This window comes from Bradyrhizobium sp. JR3.5, from assembly GCF_054057015.1.
In genome coordinates this window covers 2,420,716-2,438,440 of sequence record NZ_JBSRYV010000002.1, presented here as the reverse complement: position 1 = coordinate 2,438,440, position 17,725 = coordinate 2,420,716, and the positions used below count along the sequence as shown (strand labels likewise).

16 protein-coding genes and 3 pseudogenes are annotated in these 17,725 nt (G+C 65.1%); 10 read left to right on the top strand and 9 right to left on the bottom strand.

All coding sequences use genetic code 11. The features are described from left to right. Positions 1 to 5 precede the first annotated feature (5 nt). Positions 6 to 449, bottom strand: coding sequence for a MarR family winged helix-turn-helix transcriptional regulator (locus tag ACVWW1_RS28570; protein ID WP_038387042.1), 444 nt, complete (start codon positions 447 to 449; stop codon positions 6 to 8). 178 nt (positions 450 to 627) lie between these two features. Here ACVWW1_RS28570 and ACVWW1_RS28565 point away from each other — a divergent pair, with 178 nt between their 5' ends. From ACVWW1_RS28565 to ACVWW1_RS28525, 9 genes and pseudogenes are all read left to right on the top strand, one after another. Continuing rightward, entirely contained in the window at positions 628 to 1,809 is a 1,182-nt protein-coding gene (locus ACVWW1_RS28565) for a substrate-binding domain-containing protein (protein WP_456658216.1), read from the top strand. Positions 1,810 to 1,894: 85 nt separating this feature from the next. Further along, positions 1,895 to 3,058, top strand: coding sequence for a substrate-binding domain-containing protein (locus ACVWW1_RS28560; RefSeq protein ID WP_456658215.1), 1,164 nt, complete (start codon positions 1,895 to 1,897; stop codon positions 3,056 to 3,058). Positions 3,059 to 3,340: 282 nt separating this feature from the next. After that, positions 3,341 to 4,757: pseudogene (locus tag ACVWW1_RS28555) on the top strand (amidase). A gap of 42 nt (positions 4,758 to 4,799) precedes the next feature. After that, positions 4,800 to 5,657, top strand: a complete 858-nt coding sequence (locus tag ACVWW1_RS28550) for a branched-chain amino acid ABC transporter permease (protein ID WP_092120142.1) — start codon at positions 4,800 to 4,802, stop codon at positions 5,655 to 5,657. A 5-nt stretch (positions 5,658 to 5,662) separates the two neighbouring features. Then, positions 5,663 to 6,883: a substrate-binding protein gene (locus tag ACVWW1_RS28545; protein WP_207834528.1), complete on the top strand. Its 1,221-nt coding sequence runs from the start codon at positions 5,663 to 5,665 to the stop codon at positions 6,881 to 6,883. A gap of 101 nt (positions 6,884 to 6,984) precedes the next feature. Further along, positions 6,985 to 8,004, top strand: coding sequence for a branched-chain amino acid ABC transporter permease (locus ACVWW1_RS28540; protein ID WP_456658214.1), 1,020 nt, complete (start codon positions 6,985 to 6,987; stop codon positions 8,002 to 8,004). Next, positions 7,991 to 8,725 carry an ABC transporter ATP-binding protein gene (locus tag ACVWW1_RS28535; protein WP_456658213.1) on the top strand — a complete coding sequence of 245 codons (735 nt, stop codon included), beginning with the start codon at positions 7,991 to 7,993 and terminating at the stop codon, positions 8,723 to 8,725. The genes ACVWW1_RS28540 and ACVWW1_RS28535 overlap by 14 nt, the downstream gene beginning before the upstream one ends. After that, positions 8,718 to 9,419: a branched-chain amino acid ABC transporter ATP-binding protein gene (locus ACVWW1_RS28530; protein WP_456658212.1), complete on the top strand. Its 702-nt coding sequence runs from the start codon at positions 8,718 to 8,720 to the stop codon at positions 9,417 to 9,419. Before ACVWW1_RS28535 ends, ACVWW1_RS28530 begins: the two co-directional genes overlap by 8 nt. Before the next feature lie 266 nt (positions 9,420 to 9,685). Then, positions 9,686 to 9,859, top strand: a complete 174-nt coding sequence (locus ACVWW1_RS28525) for a hypothetical protein (protein WP_456658211.1) — start codon at positions 9,686 to 9,688, stop codon at positions 9,857 to 9,859. 43 nt (positions 9,860 to 9,902) lie between these two features. On the opposite strand, the gene ACVWW1_RS28520 is transcribed toward ACVWW1_RS28525, so the two are convergent. From ACVWW1_RS28520 to ACVWW1_RS28510, 3 genes and pseudogenes are all read right to left on the bottom strand, one after another. Beyond that, complete coding sequence (locus ACVWW1_RS28520; RefSeq protein WP_456658210.1) at positions 9,903 to 10,391, bottom strand: DUF3147 family protein; 489 nt, start codon at positions 10,389 to 10,391, stop codon at positions 9,903 to 9,905. Next, positions 10,388 to 10,736: pseudogene (locus ACVWW1_RS28515) on the bottom strand (DUF3147 family protein). Before ACVWW1_RS28515 ends, ACVWW1_RS28520 begins: the two are co-directional and overlap by 4 nt. Next, positions 10,733 to 11,302, bottom strand: a complete 570-nt coding sequence (locus ACVWW1_RS28510) for a phosphatase PAP2 family protein (protein ID WP_456658209.1) — start codon at positions 11,300 to 11,302, stop codon at positions 10,733 to 10,735. The pseudogene ACVWW1_RS28515 and the gene ACVWW1_RS28510 overlap by 4 nt, the downstream one beginning before the upstream one ends. Before the next feature lie 217 nt (positions 11,303 to 11,519). Between ACVWW1_RS28510 and ACVWW1_RS28505 the strand changes: the two genes are divergently transcribed. Next, complete coding sequence (locus ACVWW1_RS28505; protein WP_176528529.1) at positions 11,520 to 11,750, top strand: hypothetical protein; 231 nt, start codon at positions 11,520 to 11,522, stop codon at positions 11,748 to 11,750. Positions 11,751 to 11,782: 32 nt separating this feature from the next. On the opposite strand, the gene ACVWW1_RS28500 is transcribed toward ACVWW1_RS28505, so the two are convergent. The 5 genes and pseudogenes from ACVWW1_RS28500 to xerD all read right to left on the bottom strand — a co-directional run bounded on the left by ACVWW1_RS28500 (position 11,783) and on the right by xerD (position 17,721). After that, a complete protein-coding gene (locus ACVWW1_RS28500) occupies positions 11,783 to 12,178 on the bottom strand; it encodes a nuclear transport factor 2 family protein (protein ID WP_456658208.1) in 396 nt (131 codons plus the stop codon). Positions 12,179 to 12,614: 436 nt separating this feature from the next. Next, the gene (locus ACVWW1_RS28495; RefSeq protein WP_456658207.1) at positions 12,615 to 13,655 is read right to left on the bottom strand and encodes an IS110 family RNA-guided transposase; all 1,041 of its coding nucleotides are present in this window, start codon (positions 13,653 to 13,655) and stop codon (positions 12,615 to 12,617) included. Positions 13,656 to 13,888: 233 nt separating this feature from the next. Further along, positions 13,889 to 15,346 (bottom strand): L,D-transpeptidase family protein, encoded by a 1,458-nt coding sequence (locus tag ACVWW1_RS28490; protein ID WP_456658206.1) that lies wholly within the window; start codon positions 15,344 to 15,346, stop codon positions 13,889 to 13,891. 228 nt (positions 15,347 to 15,574) lie between these two features. Continuing rightward, positions 15,575 to 16,538: pseudogene (locus tag ACVWW1_RS28485) on the bottom strand (acetyl-CoA carboxylase carboxyltransferase subunit alpha). Positions 16,539 to 16,740: 202 nt separating this feature from the next. Continuing rightward, positions 16,741 to 17,721 (bottom strand): site-specific tyrosine recombinase XerD, encoded by a 981-nt coding sequence (xerD, locus tag ACVWW1_RS28480; protein ID WP_456658205.1) that lies wholly within the window; start codon positions 17,719 to 17,721, stop codon positions 16,741 to 16,743. Positions 17,722 to 17,725 lie beyond the last annotated feature (4 nt).

The window sequence follows — 17,725 nt, the reverse complement described above, 5'->3', positions numbered from 1 at the left end:
TTGCCTCAGTTCGCGCTGCCGATCAGGCTTTCCAGCAGGCGCTTGAGCTCGGTGGTCGACTTGTCGCCATAGCTCTCGACGATGTGCTCCTCCTGGCTCACCGCCAGCGAGTTCAGGCGGCGGCACAGCGCCTTGCCTCGGTCGGAGACGAACATCAGGACCTTGCGGCGATCCTTCGGATCCTGCACGCGATAGACCAGCGCGTCCGACACCATGCGGTCGATCATCTTGGTCAGCGTCGGATGGTTGAGCAGCACCGCGTCGGCAAGCTCGCCCATCGAGTGTCCGTTGCCGTCGGACAGCACTTTGAGGATGCGCCACTGCTCGACCGGCACGCCTTCCTTGGCCAGCCGCGTCTCCAACTGCCGGTTGATCTCCCGGTTGGCTTGCGCGAGCAGGTAGGTGAGGTGTTCGGTGATCGGGGAATTTTCTTTCGGCGGTTTAGCCACGGCGTGAGACCTGGTTCCTGACCCGGTGAATGAATGTCCGGCAACTCATGCCATTTCTATATGCACTTCAATTGTTGAATATTCAATATTTTCCCCTAGGATATTCCCCCAACCAAAGGGCGGATGCCGCGACCGCCCGCTGGCTGCGTTGCGTACTGCTTCCCAGACAGGAGTTGGCGTGCTCTCGACGGTCTCCTTCCAGGCGTATGGCGGCTTGCCCGTCGCGCCGCCGCACCTGTTTCGAAATCCGTCGTCCTGCGCGGCCGATCTCGCTTTGACCGTCAAGCCGGGCTCTTCGCGCCGTGGCGGCACCGACGGCAAGCTCAGGATCGGCAATTTCATCACCTTCTCCGGCGCGCCCGGGATCTGGGGGCCGATCTCGGCCAACAGCGTCATGCTGGCGGTTGCCGAGATCAACCGGCGCGGCGGCATCCGCGGCCGCGAGGTCGAATTGTCGATGTACGACGCCGGCGGGCCGATCGAGGAAGTGGTGCGCCGCGCCGAGCGGGCGATCGCGTTCGACGAGATCGACGTGATCATGGGGTCGCATATCTCGGCGGTCCGCCTCGCGCTGCGCAAGGTCACGGCCGGCCGCATCCCCTATGTCTACACGCCGGTCTATGAAGGCGGCGAGCGGACGCCCGGCGTGATGGCGATCGGCGAGACGCCGCGCGCCGAAAGCCGTCCGGCGATCCACTGGCTCACCGAGGTCAAGAAGGCGCAGCGCTGGTATTTGATCGGCAGCGACTATGTCTGGCCCTGGCAGTCGCATCGCGCGGTGAAGCGCTACATCAAGGAGGCCGGCGGCCAGGTGGTCGGCGAGGAATTCGTCCCGCTCGGCGAGGACGATCACGAGCCGCATCTGGCGCGGATCCGCGCGGCCCGGCCCGATGTCGTGCTGATCACCCTGATCGGGACCGACAGCATCACCTTCAACCGCGCCTTCGCCGACGCAGGACTCGCCGCCACCACGCTGCGCTATGCCGGCGCGATGGACGAGACCGTGCTGCTCGGCATCGGGCCGGACGCGACCGAGAACCTGTTCTGCGCCTCCGGCTATTTCGGCTGCGTCGATTCGCGCGCCAATGACGAGTTCCAGATCAGCTACCGCGCGATGTTCGGGGCGCACGCGCCGCCGATCGGCTCGGTCGGACAGTCGAACTACGAGGGGATGCGCTTTCTCGAAGCGGCGGCCAACCGCGCCCGCTCGCTGTCCGCGGGGCCGTTGTCCGCCGCGGCGCGCAACCTCGTCTACAGCGGCGCCCGCGGCACCGTCACTATTCGCGACGGCCGTGCCGAAATGCCGATCTATCTTGCCGAGGCCGACGGTCTCGACTTCAATGTGATCAAGACGATCTAGCGTGGCACCGTCGCCCGTGAGGGCGATGCCGTGAGCGGCGTGCGGGTGCCGGACAGGAGCAGGTGTGCATTCGACGCCCAACGTCATGGCAAGAAACCTCCCGTTCCCGCCATCCCTGCTGTTCAGGAACCTGGCGTCGGCGGCGTCGGATCGCCTGCTTGCGCCGATGGATCGTGGCGGGTTCGGTCCGCGCGGCGCGCGCAACCGGCTGCGGATCGGCGGCTTCGTCTGTTGCTCCGGTTCGCCCGGGATGTGGGGGCCGGCCGCGACCTCGACCGCGCAGCTCGCCGTTGCGGAAATCAACCGGCGCGGCGGCATTCTTGGCCGGGAGATCGAGTTCTCGGTCTACGACGCTGGCGGCCCACTCGACGAGGTGATCGACCGCGCCGAGCAGGCGATCGCCTCCGACGAGGTCGATCTCATCATGGGCATGCACACCAGCGCGGTGCGTGTCGCGCTGCGCAACCTCATCACCCGCAGCAAGATCCCCTACATCTACACGCCGGTCTATGAGGGCGGCGAGCGGACGCCGGGCGTTATTGCGATCGGCGAGACGCCGCGTTGGCAAAACCGGCCGTCGATCCACTGGCTGGCCGAGGCGAAGCGCGCCGGGCGCTGGTACCTGATCGGCAGCGATTATGTCTGGCCCTGGCAGTCGCACCGCGCGGTGAAGCGCTACATCAAGGAGACCGGGGGCCTCGTGGTCGGCGAGGAGTTCGTGCCGGTCGGCGAGGACGATCACGAGGCGCATCTGGAGCGGATCCGTGCGGCGAAGCCCGATGTCGTGCTGATCTCGCTGATCGGTACCGACGGCGTGACCTTCAACCGCGCCTTCGCCGACGCCGGGCTCGCCGCTACCACGTTGCGCTTTGCCGGCTGTTTCGACGAAACGGCGCTGCTCGGCATCGGCGCCGACAAGACCGAGAACCTGTTCTGCGCCTCCGGCTATTTCCCCTCTGTCGGCTCGCAGGCCGGCGACGATTTCAGGGACCGCTATCGCGCGATGTTCGGTCCGTTCGCGCCGCCGGTCGGATCGTGCGGCGAGTCCGCCTATGAAGGCTTCTGCCTGCTGGAGGCTGCCGCCAACCGCGCCGGCACGCTGGACATGCGCCCGCTGCTCGCGGCAGCGGACAATCTCGTCTATCGCGGCCCGCGCGGTCCGGTCACGGTGCGCAATGGCCACGCCAGGATGCCGATGTATCTTGCCGAAGCCGATGGCCTCGACTTCAGGGTGATCAAGGCGATCTGACGCCGGATGCGACAGCCTGCCGAACCGATCCATGAAATAATACTTGAAAAGGAAAATATTTCCGTTTTGAATACAACATCGGGGTGAGCGGTTCGCGCGGGGCAAACGCGCCGCTGCTGCTTCGTGCCCAAGGAATCCGATCCAGGAATCAAGTCCAAAGATCAAAAGCTTCAGGAGAGCGCCGTGACCGTCGTCCTTCCCACGCCAACGCAACTTCGTGCCGTCGCCGAGCAGTGCGGCCTGTCCCTGACCGATGAGGACGTGGCCTCGTTCCGCGGCCTGATGCAGGGCTCGGTCGATGCCTACAACCTCGTCGCCCAGATGCCGGACGAATTGCCCGAAGTGAAATATCCGCGCACGCCTGGCCATCGTCCGGCACCGGAAGACAACAGGCACAACGCCTGGTACCGCAAATCGACGGTGAAGGGCGCGGCCTCCGGCAAGCTCAAGGGCAAGACGGTGGCGCTGAAGGACAACATCATGCTGGCCGGCGTGCCGATGACCAACGGCTCGTCGACACTGGAAGGCTATATCCCCGATTTCGACGCCACCATCGTCACGCGCATGCTGGATGCCGGCGCCGAGATCGCCGGCAAGACGCACTGCGAGCATTTCTGCCTGTCCGGCGGCAGCCACACCGGCTCCTACGGGCCGGTGCACAATCCGCACAAGATGGGCTATTCGGCCGGCGGCTCGTCGTCGGGCTCGGGCGTGGTGGTCGCGCTCGGCGAGGTCGACATGGCAATCGGCGGCGACCAGGGCGGCTCGATCCGCATGCCGTCCTCGTTCTGCGGCACCTACGGCATGAAGCCGACCTGGGGCCTCGTGCCCTACACCGGCATCATGCCGATCGAGATCTATGTCGACCACACCGGCCCGATGACCGCGACCGTGGAAGACAACGCGCTGCTGCTGGAAGTGCTGGCCCGGCGACGACGGCTACGATCCCCGGATCAAGGCGCCGAAGGTCGACGACTACACCAAGGCGCTCGGCAAGGGCGTCAAGGGCATGAAGATCGGCATCGTCAAGGAAGGTTTTGAGCAGCCGACCGCGGAGGCCGCGGTGAATGAAAGCGTGCATGAGGCGGCCAAGCGCTTCAAGGATCTCGGCGCGAGCGTCGAAACGGTCTCGATCCCGATGCACATGCTGGGCGGCGCGATCTGGACGCCGATCGGCACCGAAGGCCTGACCCAGACCATGATGTTCGGCGACGGCTACGGCCTCAGCCGTGGCGACCTCTATTCGACCTCGCTGATGGATCACCATCGCGGCTGGCGCCGTCAGGCGGATTCGCTGTCCGAGACCACCAAGCTGTTCATGATGCTCGGCACCTACATCAACAACAATTTCGGTCCGCGCTTCTACGGCAAGGCGCTCAACATCTCCCGCCGGCTGGCCGCAGCCTATGACAAGGCCTTCAAGGACTACGATCTGCTGCTGATGCCGACCACGCCGATGAAGGCGACGAAGTTGCCCGAGGCCAATGCCAGCCGCGAGGAGTATGTCGCCCGCGCGCTCGAGATGATCTCCAACACCGCGCCGTTCGACATCACCCATCACCCGGCGATGTCGCTGCCCTGCGGCATGGTCGACGGCCTGCCGGTCGGCCTGATGCTGGTCGGCCGGATGTTCGAGGAATCCACCATCTACCGCGCCGCGCACGCCTTCGAACAGGCCGGCGACTGGAAGAAGATGTGAGGCGCCGCTTGTCGCAGAAACAGGCCGAACGGATCGGGCACCATGGCTAGCACCTTCGCCGCGGTGTTCGAGATCGTGAGCTTCGGCGCGATCATCGTGCTGGTCGTGCTCGGGCTCGGCATCATCGCCAGCATGATGGGCATCTTCAACTTCGCGCAGGGCGAATTCGTCCTGCTCGGGGCCTACGTGACCTATCTGGCCTACGCCCACGGTGCGCCGGTCTGGGTCGGCATGGTCGCGGCGCCCTTTGTGGTCGGCGCGCTCGGCTTCGTGCTGGAGGCGCTGATCATCAGGCGGTTCTATGCCGCGCCGATCGTGGCGATGCTCGGCACCTATGCGCTCGGGCTGATCATCCGCGAAAGCGTCCGCGGCCTGATCGGCGGCTTCTATCTCACGGTGCCGGAGCCGATCGGCGGTTCGATCGACCTCGGCTCCGTCCACATCTCGGCCTGGCGCTTCACCATCATCGTGATCACGCTGTTGGTGATGGGCGGCTGCTATCTGCTGCTGGCGCGCACGAGCTTCGGGCTTCGGGTCCGCGCCACGCTGGAAAACCCGGCGCTGGCGCGTGCGTCGGGCATCTCGACGCCGCTGATCTACGGCGCGACCTTTGCATTCGGCGCGGCCCTGGCCGGGCTTGCCGGCGCGCTGATCGTGCCGGTGTTCAGCCTGTTTGCCGATCTCGGCATCCGGTTCCTGATCCAGGGCTTCGTCGCCGTGATGGTCGGCGGGGTCGGCTCCTTCATCGGTCCGGTCGCCGGCGCCGGTGTGATCGGCACGCTCAGCGCGGCGCTGCCATGGGTCATGTCTCCCGTCGTCGCCGACGTCCTCGTCTTCGTGCTCGCCATCGCCTTCATCAAATTCCGGCCGCAAGGCCTCATTGCTGGGAAAGGGGTCTAATCACCATGTCGATTGAACGCATGAATCTCACACGCCGCCGCTTCATGAGCAATTTCGCCTTCGCGACCGGCGCGCTCGCGACCGGGGTCGGAAGCTGGGTGGTGAGGCCCGATTGGGCCAACGCCGCCGAGGGCCCGATCAAGGTCGGCATCGCAACCGACCTGACCGGCCCGATCGCCTATGCCGGCAATGCCGACGCCAACGTCGCCAAGATGGTGATCAAGGAGATCAACGCCGGCGGCGGCCTGCTCGGCCGGCCGCTCGAACTCTACATCGAGGACACCGCCTCGAACGAATCGGTCGCGGTCGGCAATGTCCGCAAGCTGATCCAGCGCGACAAGGTCGACATGGTGCTGGGCGGCATCACCTCGTCGATGCGCAACGCGATCAAGGACCCGATCGTGGCGCGCGGCAAGACGCTCTACATCTATCCGCAGCTCTACGAGGGCAAGGAGTGCACGCCCTATCTGTTCTGCACCGGGCCGACGCCGGCGCAGCAATGCGACGAGTTCATTCCGTGGCTGATCAAGAACGGCGGCAAGAAGTTCGCGCTGCCGAGCGCCAACTATGTCTGGCCGCACACGCTCAACGTCTACGCCCGCAAGGTGATCGAGGACAATGGCGGCGAGGTCGTGTTCGAGGAGTATTACCCGCTCGATCAGGTCGATTTCTCGTCGACCGTCAACCGCATCATCTCCAACAAGGTCGACGTCGTCTTCAACACCGTGATCCCGCCGGGCGTCGGCCCGTTCTTCAAGCAGCTTTATGAAGCCGGCTTCCTCAAGAACGGCGGGCGGCTCGCCTGCGTCTACTATGACGAGAATACGCTCAACATCAATCAGGCCAACGAGATCGAGGGTCTGGCGAGCTGCCTCGATTACTTCAAGGTGCTGACCAAGGAGGATCCGTTCAACGCCAAGATCCAGGCGGCCTATGAGAAGGATTTCCCGGGCAACTTCCTGTTCGCGGCCGGCAGCGCAGCCACCGGAACCTATCGCGGCCTCAAGCTGTGGGAAGCCGCGGTCAAGGAAGCCGGCAAGGTCGACCGTGACTCGGTTGCGGCCGCGCTCGATCACGCCAAGATCGCCGAAGGGCCCGGCGGCCCCGCCGAAATGGTTCCGGGCAAGCGTCACTGCAAGATGAAGATGTACACCGCTGTTGCCAAAGGCGGGAACTATGAGATCGTGGCACGCAGTGCCGGTCTCGTCGATCCCAAGGAATGCTGAGCAATCAATGGGTGGAGCAAGAGAGGCCGTCGCACGCATCGGTGAGGGACCGGATGTCGTGACGGGTGAAGGTGCACCGGCCGCGAGCGCGCCGGCGGGACGTGGCAGCGGCGGGATGGAAGGTCCTGCCGATCGTGGAAGGGCTGGTGCTCTTGATCGCACTGGTCCTGCCGTGGGTGCTGCAGGATTATCTCACGGTGTTCGCCACCCGCGTGGTGATCCTCGCGCTGTTCGCGCTGTCGTTCGATCTGGTGTGGGGCTATGCCGGCATCATGAGCTTCGGCCAGGCGCTGTTCTTCGGCGCCGCCGGCTACGGCGTGGCGCTGATGGCGCGCGACCTCAACGTCACCTCGATCCTTCTGATCCTGCCTGCCGGCATGCTGATCGGCCTCACGGCGGCGCTGCTGCTCGGCGGCTTCCTGCTGCTCGGGCGTTATCCCTCGAGCGTGATCTTCGTCTCGCTCGGCACCCTGACCGGCTCCTATGCGGCGGATCGGCTGGCGCGCGGCTGGTACTATCTCGGCGGCCAGAACGGCATCCCGTCGATCCCGCCGCTCACGCTCGGCAGCTACGAGTTCGAGGAAGGGCCGGTCTACTACTACATGGTGCTCGGCATCCTCGTGGTCGTCTATCTGCTCTGCCGCTTCCTGGTCCGTTCGCAATTCGGGCTGGCGCTCGCCGGCCTGCGCGAGAACGAGCAGCGCATCGCCTTCTTCGGCTACAAGGCGCAGCATCTGAAGGCGATCATCTTCGCGGTCGGCGGCACCATCGCCGGTCTCGCCGGCAGCCTCTATGCCTTCCACGAAGGATTTGTCTGGCCCAACATGCTGGGCGTCGTGTTCTCGACCCAGGTCGTGCTCTACGTCTTGTTCGGCGGCTCCGGCACGCTGATCGGCGCGGTGATCGGCACCGTGATCATCGAGGGCGTCAGCTTCTGGCTGTCGGACAATTACCGCGACGTCTGGCCGATCATCCTCGGCGTGCTGCTGTTGCTCGTGATCATGTTCCGCCCGCTCGGACTAGTCTCCTTCGTGCTCGGCGAGCGCGAGCGGGTCGGCAGCTTCGGCAAGGGAGCAAACAAGGCGCCAAAGCCAAAGGAGACCGGCAATGCCGCTCCTTGAAGCGCAGGGCATCAGCAAGGTGTACGGCAAGCTCACCGCGCTCGACGGTGCGGCGCTGACCGTCGGCGAGAACGAGTTTCACGGCCTGATCGGTCCCAACGGCTCGGGCAAGAGCACGCTGATGAAATGCGTCGCCGGCGCCGAGGTGCCGACCACGGGCAAGGTCTCGTTCGTCAACACCGACATCACCGCGTTCACGCCGACCGAGCGCGCCCGCGCCGGCATGAGCCTGAAGTTCCAGATCACCTCGGTGCTGCCGACGCTGACGCTGTACGACAACATCCTGCTGGCGCTGCAGGCGCAGTCCTCGCTGTTCGATCTCGTGCTCTCGCGCACCCGCAACAGGCTGCACGATCAGGTGATGACGATGCTGACCCAGTTCCGTCTCGCCGATCGAGCGTATGACGCCGCAGCGGCACTGTCGCACGGCCAGCAGCAGTGGCTCGAGATCGCGATGGCGCTCGCCGGCAAGCCGCGGCTGTTGCTGCTGGACGAGCCGACCGGCGGCATGAGCCTCGAGGAGCGCCGCGTCACCGGCGAGCTGCTGCAGCCGATCAAGCAGCATTGCTCGCTCGTCATCGTCGAACACGACCTCGATTTCATCCGCGACATCTGCGACCGCCTCACCGTGCTCGACCAGGGCAAGGTGCTGGCGTCGGGTACGGTCGCGGAAATCCAGGCCAACAGAAACGTCCAGGAGATTTATCTTCGCCGTGCCTGACCAGTCCTTCCTCGATATCCGGCATCTCGATGCCGGTTATGGCCGCAGCCAGGTCCTGTTCGATGTCAACATCGGCATTCCCTGGCGCGGCGGCGTCGCCGTGCTCGGCCGCAACGGCGCCGGCAAGACCACGCTGATGAAGACCATCGTCGGCGAGCTCGCGAGCTCGCAAGGCGAACTGTTCTTCGACGGCCGCGACATCACCCGCCGCCGCACCGAGGAGCGCGTGCGCTCCGGCATCGGCTATGTGCCGCAGGAGCATTCGGTGTTCGCCCGCCTGTCGGTGCGCGACAACCTCGCCGTCGGCTCGCTGACCAATTCCGATACGAGCGCGGTCGATCGCGTGCTCGCGATCTTCCCCAAGCTCGGCCAGCGCCTCGACCAGCCGGCCGGCACGCTGTCCGGCGGCGAGCGCAAGATGCTGGCGATCGGCCGCGCCATGCTCGGCAATCCGAAACTGCTGCTGTTGGACGAGCCGACCGAAGGCGTCTGGATCGGCGTGATCGAGGAGATCACCGAGCGGCTGATCGAGCTCGCCAAGAGCATCTCGGTCTTGATCGTCGAGCAGCACCTCGACCTCGCGCTGCGCGTCGCCGATTACGCCTATGTGCTGGACCGCGGCCGCGTTGCCCTGCAAGGCGGTGCGAGCGAAGTGCGAAGCGATCCGGAACTGCTGCGGTATCTGGCGCCATAGCCGCCAGCGAACGGGGCCTGGAACCCTTCCTGGATTGTCGGGATCGCGGCGGACCGGCTCCGGCTCGCAGGGGCGGCACCATCCCTGGCCTGGCTCTGACCGTTCCGGCCGGCGAGGGCCATAGCCGCCACGAGCGTTCGTTATCTTGACAAAGGTCAACGCAGACCCGGCGAGGACGTGCTGAATCGCCAACGGGCTTCCGGTTGCGTCCTGGACCCGCAACGGATTTTTGCATTCGTTGGATCGGCTATCGTGCGGGGACAGTCTTGACGAAAGAACGGCAGGCGGAAGATGCGGCGGATACATTCCGGCTCCTTCGGGCCTTTCGCTCGATCCGGGACCGTGCTGCACGACGACGTGTCGTCGAGACGGTTGAAGCGATCGCGAATGACCGCGCATCGGCCGCCGACACAATGTCGGTCGTCACCGATCAAAAATGAAGTTCAATGTCCAACCGATTGCTCTGCCCCGTTCTTGCCAGGTTCACTGCACGATGCGGTCAGCCTTGCGCCGGACAGGGTCGTTTCCCGGCTTCCGCGTCCGTCGTGCTGATCGCATCTTGCGACGCACATACCAGGCAGCAACCGAGCAAATCAGCCAGGCAAACGATGCGGCGATGAAGGCGGCCGCGACGCTGCGATCCACCGTCAGCGAGAACACAATCGCAAACGCCAGCATGCCGACCGCGCCCAGCGCCGCGCCCGCGGCATCGAGCGCGGTGGCTTGCTGGCCGCGCCGCGTGCCAATGAGTCCCGCTTGCCGCTTGCGGCGGATCTCATGCTTCTCGATCAGGGTTGCGCTGGCGCAGAAAATGGCAGGAAGTGCAAGGAAGGCGCCGCCGATATACGCGCCGCAATAGCTGCTGATCAGCCCGGTGAAGACCGTCGCGCCGCCGCCAAGCACGAAGCGGATCAGATATTCGCTCCAGCTGCCCTCTCTCAGCGCCGACGATGAGAAGCGGACCGGCGTCATGCTTGCCCTCCGGCAAGGGCCAGCAGGCCGAACACGATCGTCAGCCAGACGGCAAGCGACAGCGATGTTGCAGGGATTGCGCGCAACCTGGTACGAAATCAGCAGTTGGCAGACCACGAAGCTATAGACGGCGAGCGCGAGTGCGCCGGCGATCATCGCGCGGCTCTGCAGGGCGGCGTATTCAGCGCCGTGCTGGTACTCGGCGATGCCGAGCGTGGCGAGCGCAACGGAAGGCGCCGCGCCGAACAGGCCGGCGAAGCTCTTCGGGCGCAGAACGTCACCCAGCATCGCGAAGGCCGACACCACGGCCCCGCCCAAGAGAAAGCGGACGACATATTCGGTCATCGCGCCTTGCTCCGCTGCGGATCGTCACCTGGATAGCCGGTCCACAAGCGCAGCAGCCGCTCGAGACCCGCTCCGAGCGCGAATCCTGCGATCACGTCGCTTGTCCAGTGTGCGAGAACGACAATGCGCGTCAGCGAAAGGCCGACCGCAAGCCCCTGAATTATGCGGCGAGCGCTGGCGGGCAGCGTCGCGGCCGCCGACGCCAACGCGCCCATATGCAGTGCGTGGCCGGAGGGAAAGGCGTCTTCACGCTTGCCGGAGATCGAGACGCCGTTGAGGTGGCCAACCACGGTCAGACGGTCGGGGCGGGTCTGGTTGAACAGCAACTTCAGGCCGTGCGGCAGCAGCGACGCCGCGACCGTCACCAGTAGCGCATGATTGCCGGCGCGTTCCGGCGCTGCGCCGCGCCCGCGCGAGGCGAGCCAGCCCGCGGTGGCGAGAACGAGCAGCACCTTTTCGTCCGCGCCCCAGGTCAGCCCGCGGGCAATTTGCTCCGGAGCAGGTGCGGTGTTGCGGGCGATCGCATGCGCGATCGTGACGTCCGCGTCGGTCGGGCGGATGGTCATCGGGAATGTTGGTGCGCCTGGAAGGCGGCGTGCTCGAAGTTCGGCCGCGGTACGCATGGTCCTCCAAAGCCGGGTTCCTTTCCAACGCGCCAACCACGGCATGGGTCCTAATCGGGCGTGTGGGCGAGGTCCACGGAGGAGCCAACGGCAGTTCGATCTTCGTTCCCCAGGGAACGAAGAGCCCCGGCTGCCGTTGGGCAGCGGGAGGAATTCACCGATGCGTTATCTTTCGATCATAGCCCTTTGTGCCGCTGCCGTGATGAGCGGCGGTACTGCGCTGGCGCAGCATGCCGGCACCAAGTCCGAACAATCAGCATGCTCGCGCGATGCCCAGCGCTTCTGCCGCAAGGACCTCGGCAATGACGGCGCCGTGCAGAACTGCCTTCAGATGAAGCGAGCCAGCTTGAGTTCAAGCTGCAAGAAGGTCTTCGAAAGTCACGGCATGTAACCGTCACCGGTCGACGCAGATCTTCTTGTTGATCAACGCGACGACGGTCCGCCGACGTGTTCGACAAGGTGCGCGCGCGAGGGTGACGGCTCAAACCTGTCCGCGAAGTACTGCGTTTCGTGGGCGACCAAACCGTCGCGGAACTCCATGATGCTCACCGTGTAAGACGGTATGCCGTCATAGGTCAGCACGAATTCGGTGATCCAGAGATCGCCGCTACCGATCATGCGCTGGATCGTGAAGCGCTTCTTGTTCGGCTGAACCGTCCGGCTCTGTTGAATGTTGCGCCGGCCACGGATCCGCTCGCCCGATTGCGGATAGTCGAGCACTGCATCCTCGCGATAGATCTCGTGCTCGCGCTCGAAATCGCTCGCGTCCGACGCCTCCCAATGGCGCTGCAGCGCCGTGCGTATGGCCCGATCATCCATCGCAATCTCCCGGCTGTGCCCCGTGCATGATCTGGCGATCATCTACGCGTGGTTGGCAAGAGGAATGTGGTGGCGAAGGGCGGCTATGATTGAGAGGGCATGTCGCGAGAATGCGGAACTGCGCCCCACTGGTGGAGCAACACATTCGGTGTCGTCCCGGCCTTGAGCCAGGGACCCATATGTGGACGGCCCCCGTGGCACAAGAGCTTTCTGGGATTGATCGGATCGCTTGCATCCATATGTCCGGCCTGTTGAGTGCGATCGAATGGATCGCTGGCCAAGATGGTTTGCGCGATGCGAGTTCCAAACAACCACGCGACCTGTTGACGGCCGATGGGTCCCACGGATTGTCTCGCATCGTTGCTCGATCGATCGCTCCATCTGCTCTTGCAGCTCCGGGTCGGCTGACGAGCGAGCCCGCCAGCCGGCCAATCTGTTAAGCGGTACCCGTCGTCGCGGCATTCAGCCGTGCGGCGTCATAACTCTCACCCGTCACCATCAGCTTCCAGACGATGCGCGCCACCTTGTTGGCGAGCGCTACGGCCGCAAGCTTCGGCGGCTTACGCTTGATCAGCGCCAGCAGCCAGCGCGAGTGATGACCGCGCCCCCGCCTGGCCTGCTGGATCACCGCCGTGGCCCCGACGACCAGCAGACGGCGCAGGTCCTCATCGCCCGCCCGGGTAATCTTGCCGAGCCTGGTCTTGCCTGCGGTGGAATGGTCCTTGGGTGTCAATCCCAGCCAAGCCGCAAAGTGACGACCGGAGCGGAACGCGCCCGGATCAGGTGTCTTCATCACCAGCATCGTTGCAATGATCGGACCGACCGAGGGGATCTGAGCCAGGCGCCGGCCCGTGGCATCGCCGCGGTGCCAGGCCATCAGCCTGGCCTCAACCACCTCCAACTCGCCCTCGAGCCTGACGCACTCCCGACCCAGCACGACAAACAGCTCGCGCGCCAGAGCGGGAAGCGTCTCGTCCTGCGCGATCCGCGCCAGCAGTGGTTCGATCGCCTCCAGTCCCTTGGGCGCGATCAGGCCATACTCCGCCGCATGGCCGCGGATCGTGTTGGTCAATTGGGTGCGCCGGGCGATCAGTCCGTCGCGGACCCCCATCAGCATCAGCGCAGCCTGCTGCTCGGCCGTCTTCACCGGCACAAAGCGCATGCTCGGCCGGCTCATCGCCTCACACAGGCCTTCTGCATCACGCCCGTCATTCTTGTTCCGCATCACGTAGGGTTTAACCAATTGCGGCGCCATCAGCTTCACCTCATGGCCCAGCCTGGAAAGCTCGCGCGCCCAATATTGCGACGCCCCGCAGGCCTCCATCCCGATCACCGTCGGCGGAAGCTTGGCAAAAAACTCAAGCACCTGCTTGCGCGACAGCTTCTTGCGCAACACCGGCTGTTCCGCCGCGTCAACTCCATGCAGCACAAAAATATGCTTCGACGTATCCATCCCAATACGGATAATCTCTCTCACGGACGGTCTCCTTGTCTGAGATTTACAACAACCTCATTCTGGCACACTGATGCCGTAGGGGGCCGTCCACACCATCAACCACGAATGCGAATTGTCTTGAAAAGCTGCGGCCACGGCGCGCTTCAACAACACGGCCCTGTGGTTAGGGGTCCCTGCTTTCGCGGGGATAACACCTTGTGCTGTTCGAAGCGCTGATTGGAGACGACGAGCGCCGCGGCGCAAGCCGGCCGCGCTTACTTCACCGCGGAGAAGCGGGTGTCGAACGAGTTGGTCTGCACGACCGGCGCGGAGCCGGCGAGTTGGGTCGACGATGCCGCGGGGGCCGGCGCGGCGGCCGCAGTGTTGGTTGCCTGCGGCTTCGGCGCGGGCTTGGCGGCCTGCTTCGGCTCCGCCTTGGGGGCGACGCGAACCACCGATTGCGGCCTGGCCTCGGCGACCTTCGGCTTGGCCGGTGCGGCAGCGACCGGAGCCGGCGGCGGTGCGGTGGTCTTGCTGGCGTCGGCGGTGCCGCCGATGCCGACCTTCTGGGCAAAGCTCGAGAAGAAACCTTCGGACTTGTCGGACGTGTTGGCCGAGGCAACGCGGGCAGTCGACGACGTCGTCGCCACAACAGGTTCTTCCTGCTGGACCGCGAGATTGGGCCGCGGCGGATTGACCGTGCCGGGGATCGTGCCGGGCGCGCGCGCCAGCGACATCGACTGCAGCGCCTGGCTGTCGCCGCCTTCGGACAGACCGGTGTTTCCTTCCGGAATCTTCGAGGCGAAGATCGCGTTCATGCCGCCGTCGATACCGGTGTTGAGGCGCGCCACGGGCGTGCCCTTGGACACCAGCTTGGCGGTCTCGGCGGCGTCCCGCTGCTCCTTCTCGCGCACGGCGCTCGCGATCTCCTCGGGGATCACATAGGCCGGGCACTTCGCGGAGGCGTCGAACACCGGATCGCGAGTTGCGTTCGGGGCTTTGACGGCATCGAACACGTACTTCTTCTCGCAGAAGTCGACCTTCGGCTCCTGCTTCGTCACCTCGAAATGATCGTAGCCTTCCTTGATCATTCTCCAGAAAGGCATGTTCGGATTGTTGCGGTGCTTGGCCATGTTCACCGGCGTCATCCGGAACGGATAGGCCTGCAGCTGGAACGCCTTCTGGCCGCCGAAGAACGACTCGCGGCCGAGCGAATAGATTTCCCCGATCTGCTCGTCGGTCATCGCGTAGCAGCCGCGCGAGGAGCAGTCGCCGTGCACCATCAGCTGCGAGCCGGTGCGGCCGAGCGCCTTGTCGAACGCGTTGGGGTAGCCGGTGTTGAACGACAGATAATAGGCCGACTGCGGGTTCATCTGGCTCGGATTGATCGAGTAGAATCCCTCGGGCGCCTGGCGGTCGCCTTCGCGGACCTTCGGGCCGAGATCGCCCGACCAGCGGCAGATCGGATAGGTCTTGAGCAGCGCGAACTGGCCGGAGCGGGTCTGCTTCCAGACCTCGAGCTCGGCCTCCTGCTTGAACAGCCGCACCAGGATCGGCGACTGCATGTCCATGTCCTTCTCGGTCATGGCAGCGACGAGCTTGGGCGGGACCGGCTGGTTGGCCTTGGCGTTCTGGGCGAGCGAGATCTGGTCGCTGTCACAGCCGGCGAGCATGACACCCGCGGCGAGGACCGCCGAAGTCAGAAGCGCGCGTACGAGCGTGCGATGAGTCAAGTCCGAGCTCCACACCCACCGGGCGATTTTCGCGACCCCAACACGGCGAATATGCCCTGAAGCCATTGTGTAAAATATTAGCCTTCGACCACCCCTGCTCGCAACCTGAACCGAGGCTGACAGCCTTCACGGTAGCAGGCATGGTTCAAGGAACGTTAAAGACCCGTCTCGGGGCCCAATTACGGCAAAATCGGCTGATTTGGTCGAAAAATCCGCGGTTTGGGCGCCTCAGCCCAGCTTGCGGCCGATATCCAGGAATTTCTGGCGCCGCTGTTTGCGAATCGCGTCCGGATCAAGATTTCGTAGGTCGTTGAACGCTTGGGCGATTGCATCGCCCGTGATCGTGATCATCGCGGCGGGGTCGCGATGAGCGCCGCCGGAGGGCTCTTTCAGGATCTGGTCGATCACGCCGAAGCGCAGCATGTCCTGCGCGGTGATCTTCATGCTGTTGGCGGCTTCCTGCGCCTTGGTGCCGTCGCGCCACAGGATCGAGGACGCCGCCTCCGGCGAGATCACGCTGTAGATCGCGTGCTCCATCATCAGGACGCGGTTGGCCGTGGTGATGGCGATGGCGCCGCCCGACATGCCTTCGCCGGTGACGATCGCGACGTTGGGCACGCCGAGCGACAGGCAGGCGTCCGATCGAGCGCGCGATCGCCTCGGCCTGGCCACGCTCCTCGGCGCCGATGCCGGGATAGGCGCCGGCGGAATCGACGATCGACAGCACCGGGATGCCGAAGCGGTCGGCCATCTCCATCAGGCGCACCGCCTTGCGGTAGCCCTCGGGACGCGCCATGCCGAAATTGTGCTTGATGCGGGTATCGGTGGTGGCGCCCTTCTCCTGGCCAACCACGCAGATGCTCTCGCCGCGGAAGCGGCCGAAGCCGCCGATCAGAGCCTCGTCGTCGGCGAATTTGCGGTCGCCGGCCATCGGGGTGAATTCGGTGATCAGGCCGCCGATGAAATCGGTGAAGTGCGGCCGCTGCGGATGCCGCGCCACCAGTGTCTTCTGCCACGGCGTCAGATTGGCATAGAGGTCGGTGAGCGCCTGCGCCGCCTTGTCCTCGATCCGCGCGACCTCGTCGCCGATGTCGCTGCCGCTCGCGGCAAGCGCACGCAACTCGTCGATCTTGGATTCAAGCTCGGCGACGGGTTTTTCGAAGTCGAGATAGCTGCGCATCGGGTCGGGCATCAACTCAATATAGGGAGGAACAGTGCGAGGGGCGAAGCGGTTTTGGCGGTAGCAAGAGAAGTTTTGTAACTTCAATCGGTTAACGCGCATTCGGGCGGAATGCACGCTTCGGGATCGCAGGCAGGTGACGCTCTTTCTGCGGAGACGACGCGGAAGTCAAGGCGGATCAGGTGAAGGTATCGATGTCTGGCGGGCGGCGGACTTACTTCTCGGCGAGCGGATGCAGGTCGCGGACCAGGCTCTTCAGCCGCTCCTCGACCACATGGGTGTAGATCTGGGTGGTCGAGATATCGGTATGGCCGAGCAGGGTCTGCACGATGCGCAGGTCCGCGCCATTGTGCAGCAGGTGGCTGGCGAAGGCGTGGCGCAGCACATGCGGGGAGACCAGCCGCGGCGCAAGCCCGGAGGCGGCCGCGAGCTCCTTCAGGTCGCGTGCGAAATGCTGCCGGGTCAGATGGCCGCTCTCGCCGGAGGACGGAAACAGCCATTTCGACGGCGCTGTTTTCTTCGCCTTCGGCTGCATCACCTCAAGCGCCGCGAGATAATCCGCCATCGCCTGGCGCGAAGCGTCGTTCAGCGGCACTAGCCGCTCCTTGTTGCCCTTGCCGCGCACCACGATCATCCGCGCATCGCGCCGCGCCGCGGAGACCGGCAGCGACACCAGCTCGGAGACGCGCAGCCCGGTGGCGTAGAGCACCTCGAGCAGGCAATACAGCCGCAGCGCGCGCAGCCGCTGCGCCGGCGAGACGTCGGTCTGGGTCAGCTCCTTGGCGCGGGTCAGCATGCGGTCGACATCGGCAATCGACAGCACTTTGGGCAGGCCGCGGCCGCGCTTCGGCCCCGACAGGATCGCGGCCGGATCGTCGCCGCGGATCCGCTCGTTGAGCAGGAAGCGATAGAGATGCCGCATCGCCGACAGCCGCCGCGCCACGCTCGTCGACTTGAAGCCTCTGGTATCGAGGTCGGCAAGGTAGCCGCGCAGCGCGTCGGTGTCGGCGCCGGCGAAATCGGCGCCGGCATGGGCGAGATAATCGGAGAAGTCAGTGAGGTCGCGCCGGTAGGCGTCGAGCGTGTTCACGCCGGCGCCCTGTTCCGCGGCGAGCATGTCGAGGAACAGCGCGGTCAGCTTGGCGTCAGAGGACCTGGTGGGAGACTCGGCGGGGATCTTGGCTGCTACGGGCATGCCA

What these genes read in the sequence shown, in the direction of transcription:
- ACVWW1_RS28545 (WP_207834528.1), top strand. Translation starts at nt 5,663, where the DNA reads ATGTCGATTGAACGCATGAATCTCACACGCCGCCGCTTCATGAGCAAT.
- ACVWW1_RS28520 (WP_456658210.1), bottom strand. Translation starts at nt 10,391, where the DNA reads ATGACGCCGGTCCGCTTCTCATCGTCGGCGCTGAGAGAGGGCAGCTGG.
- xerD (WP_456658205.1), bottom strand. Translation starts at nt 17,721, where the DNA reads ATGCCCGTAGCAGCCAAGATCCCCGCCGAGTCTCCCACCAGGTCCTCT.
- ACVWW1_RS28550 (WP_092120142.1), top strand. Translation starts at nt 4,800, where the DNA reads ATGGCTAGCACCTTCGCCGCGGTGTTCGAGATCGTGAGCTTCGGCGCG.
- ACVWW1_RS28505 (WP_176528529.1), top strand. Translation starts at nt 11,520, where the DNA reads ATGCGTTATCTTTCGATCATAGCCCTTTGTGCCGCTGCCGTGATGAGC.
- ACVWW1_RS28560 (WP_456658215.1), top strand. Translation starts at nt 1,895, where the DNA reads ATGGCAAGAAACCTCCCGTTCCCGCCATCCCTGCTGTTCAGGAACCTG.
- ACVWW1_RS28535 (WP_456658213.1), top strand. Translation starts at nt 7,991, where the DNA reads ATGCCGCTCCTTGAAGCGCAGGGCATCAGCAAGGTGTACGGCAAGCTC.
- ACVWW1_RS28510 (WP_456658209.1), bottom strand. Translation starts at nt 11,302, where the DNA reads ATGACCATCCGCCCGACCGACGCGGACGTCACGATCGCGCATGCGATC.
- ACVWW1_RS28500 (WP_456658208.1), bottom strand. Translation starts at nt 12,178, where the DNA reads ATGGATGATCGGGCCATACGCACGGCGCTGCAGCGCCATTGGGAGGCG.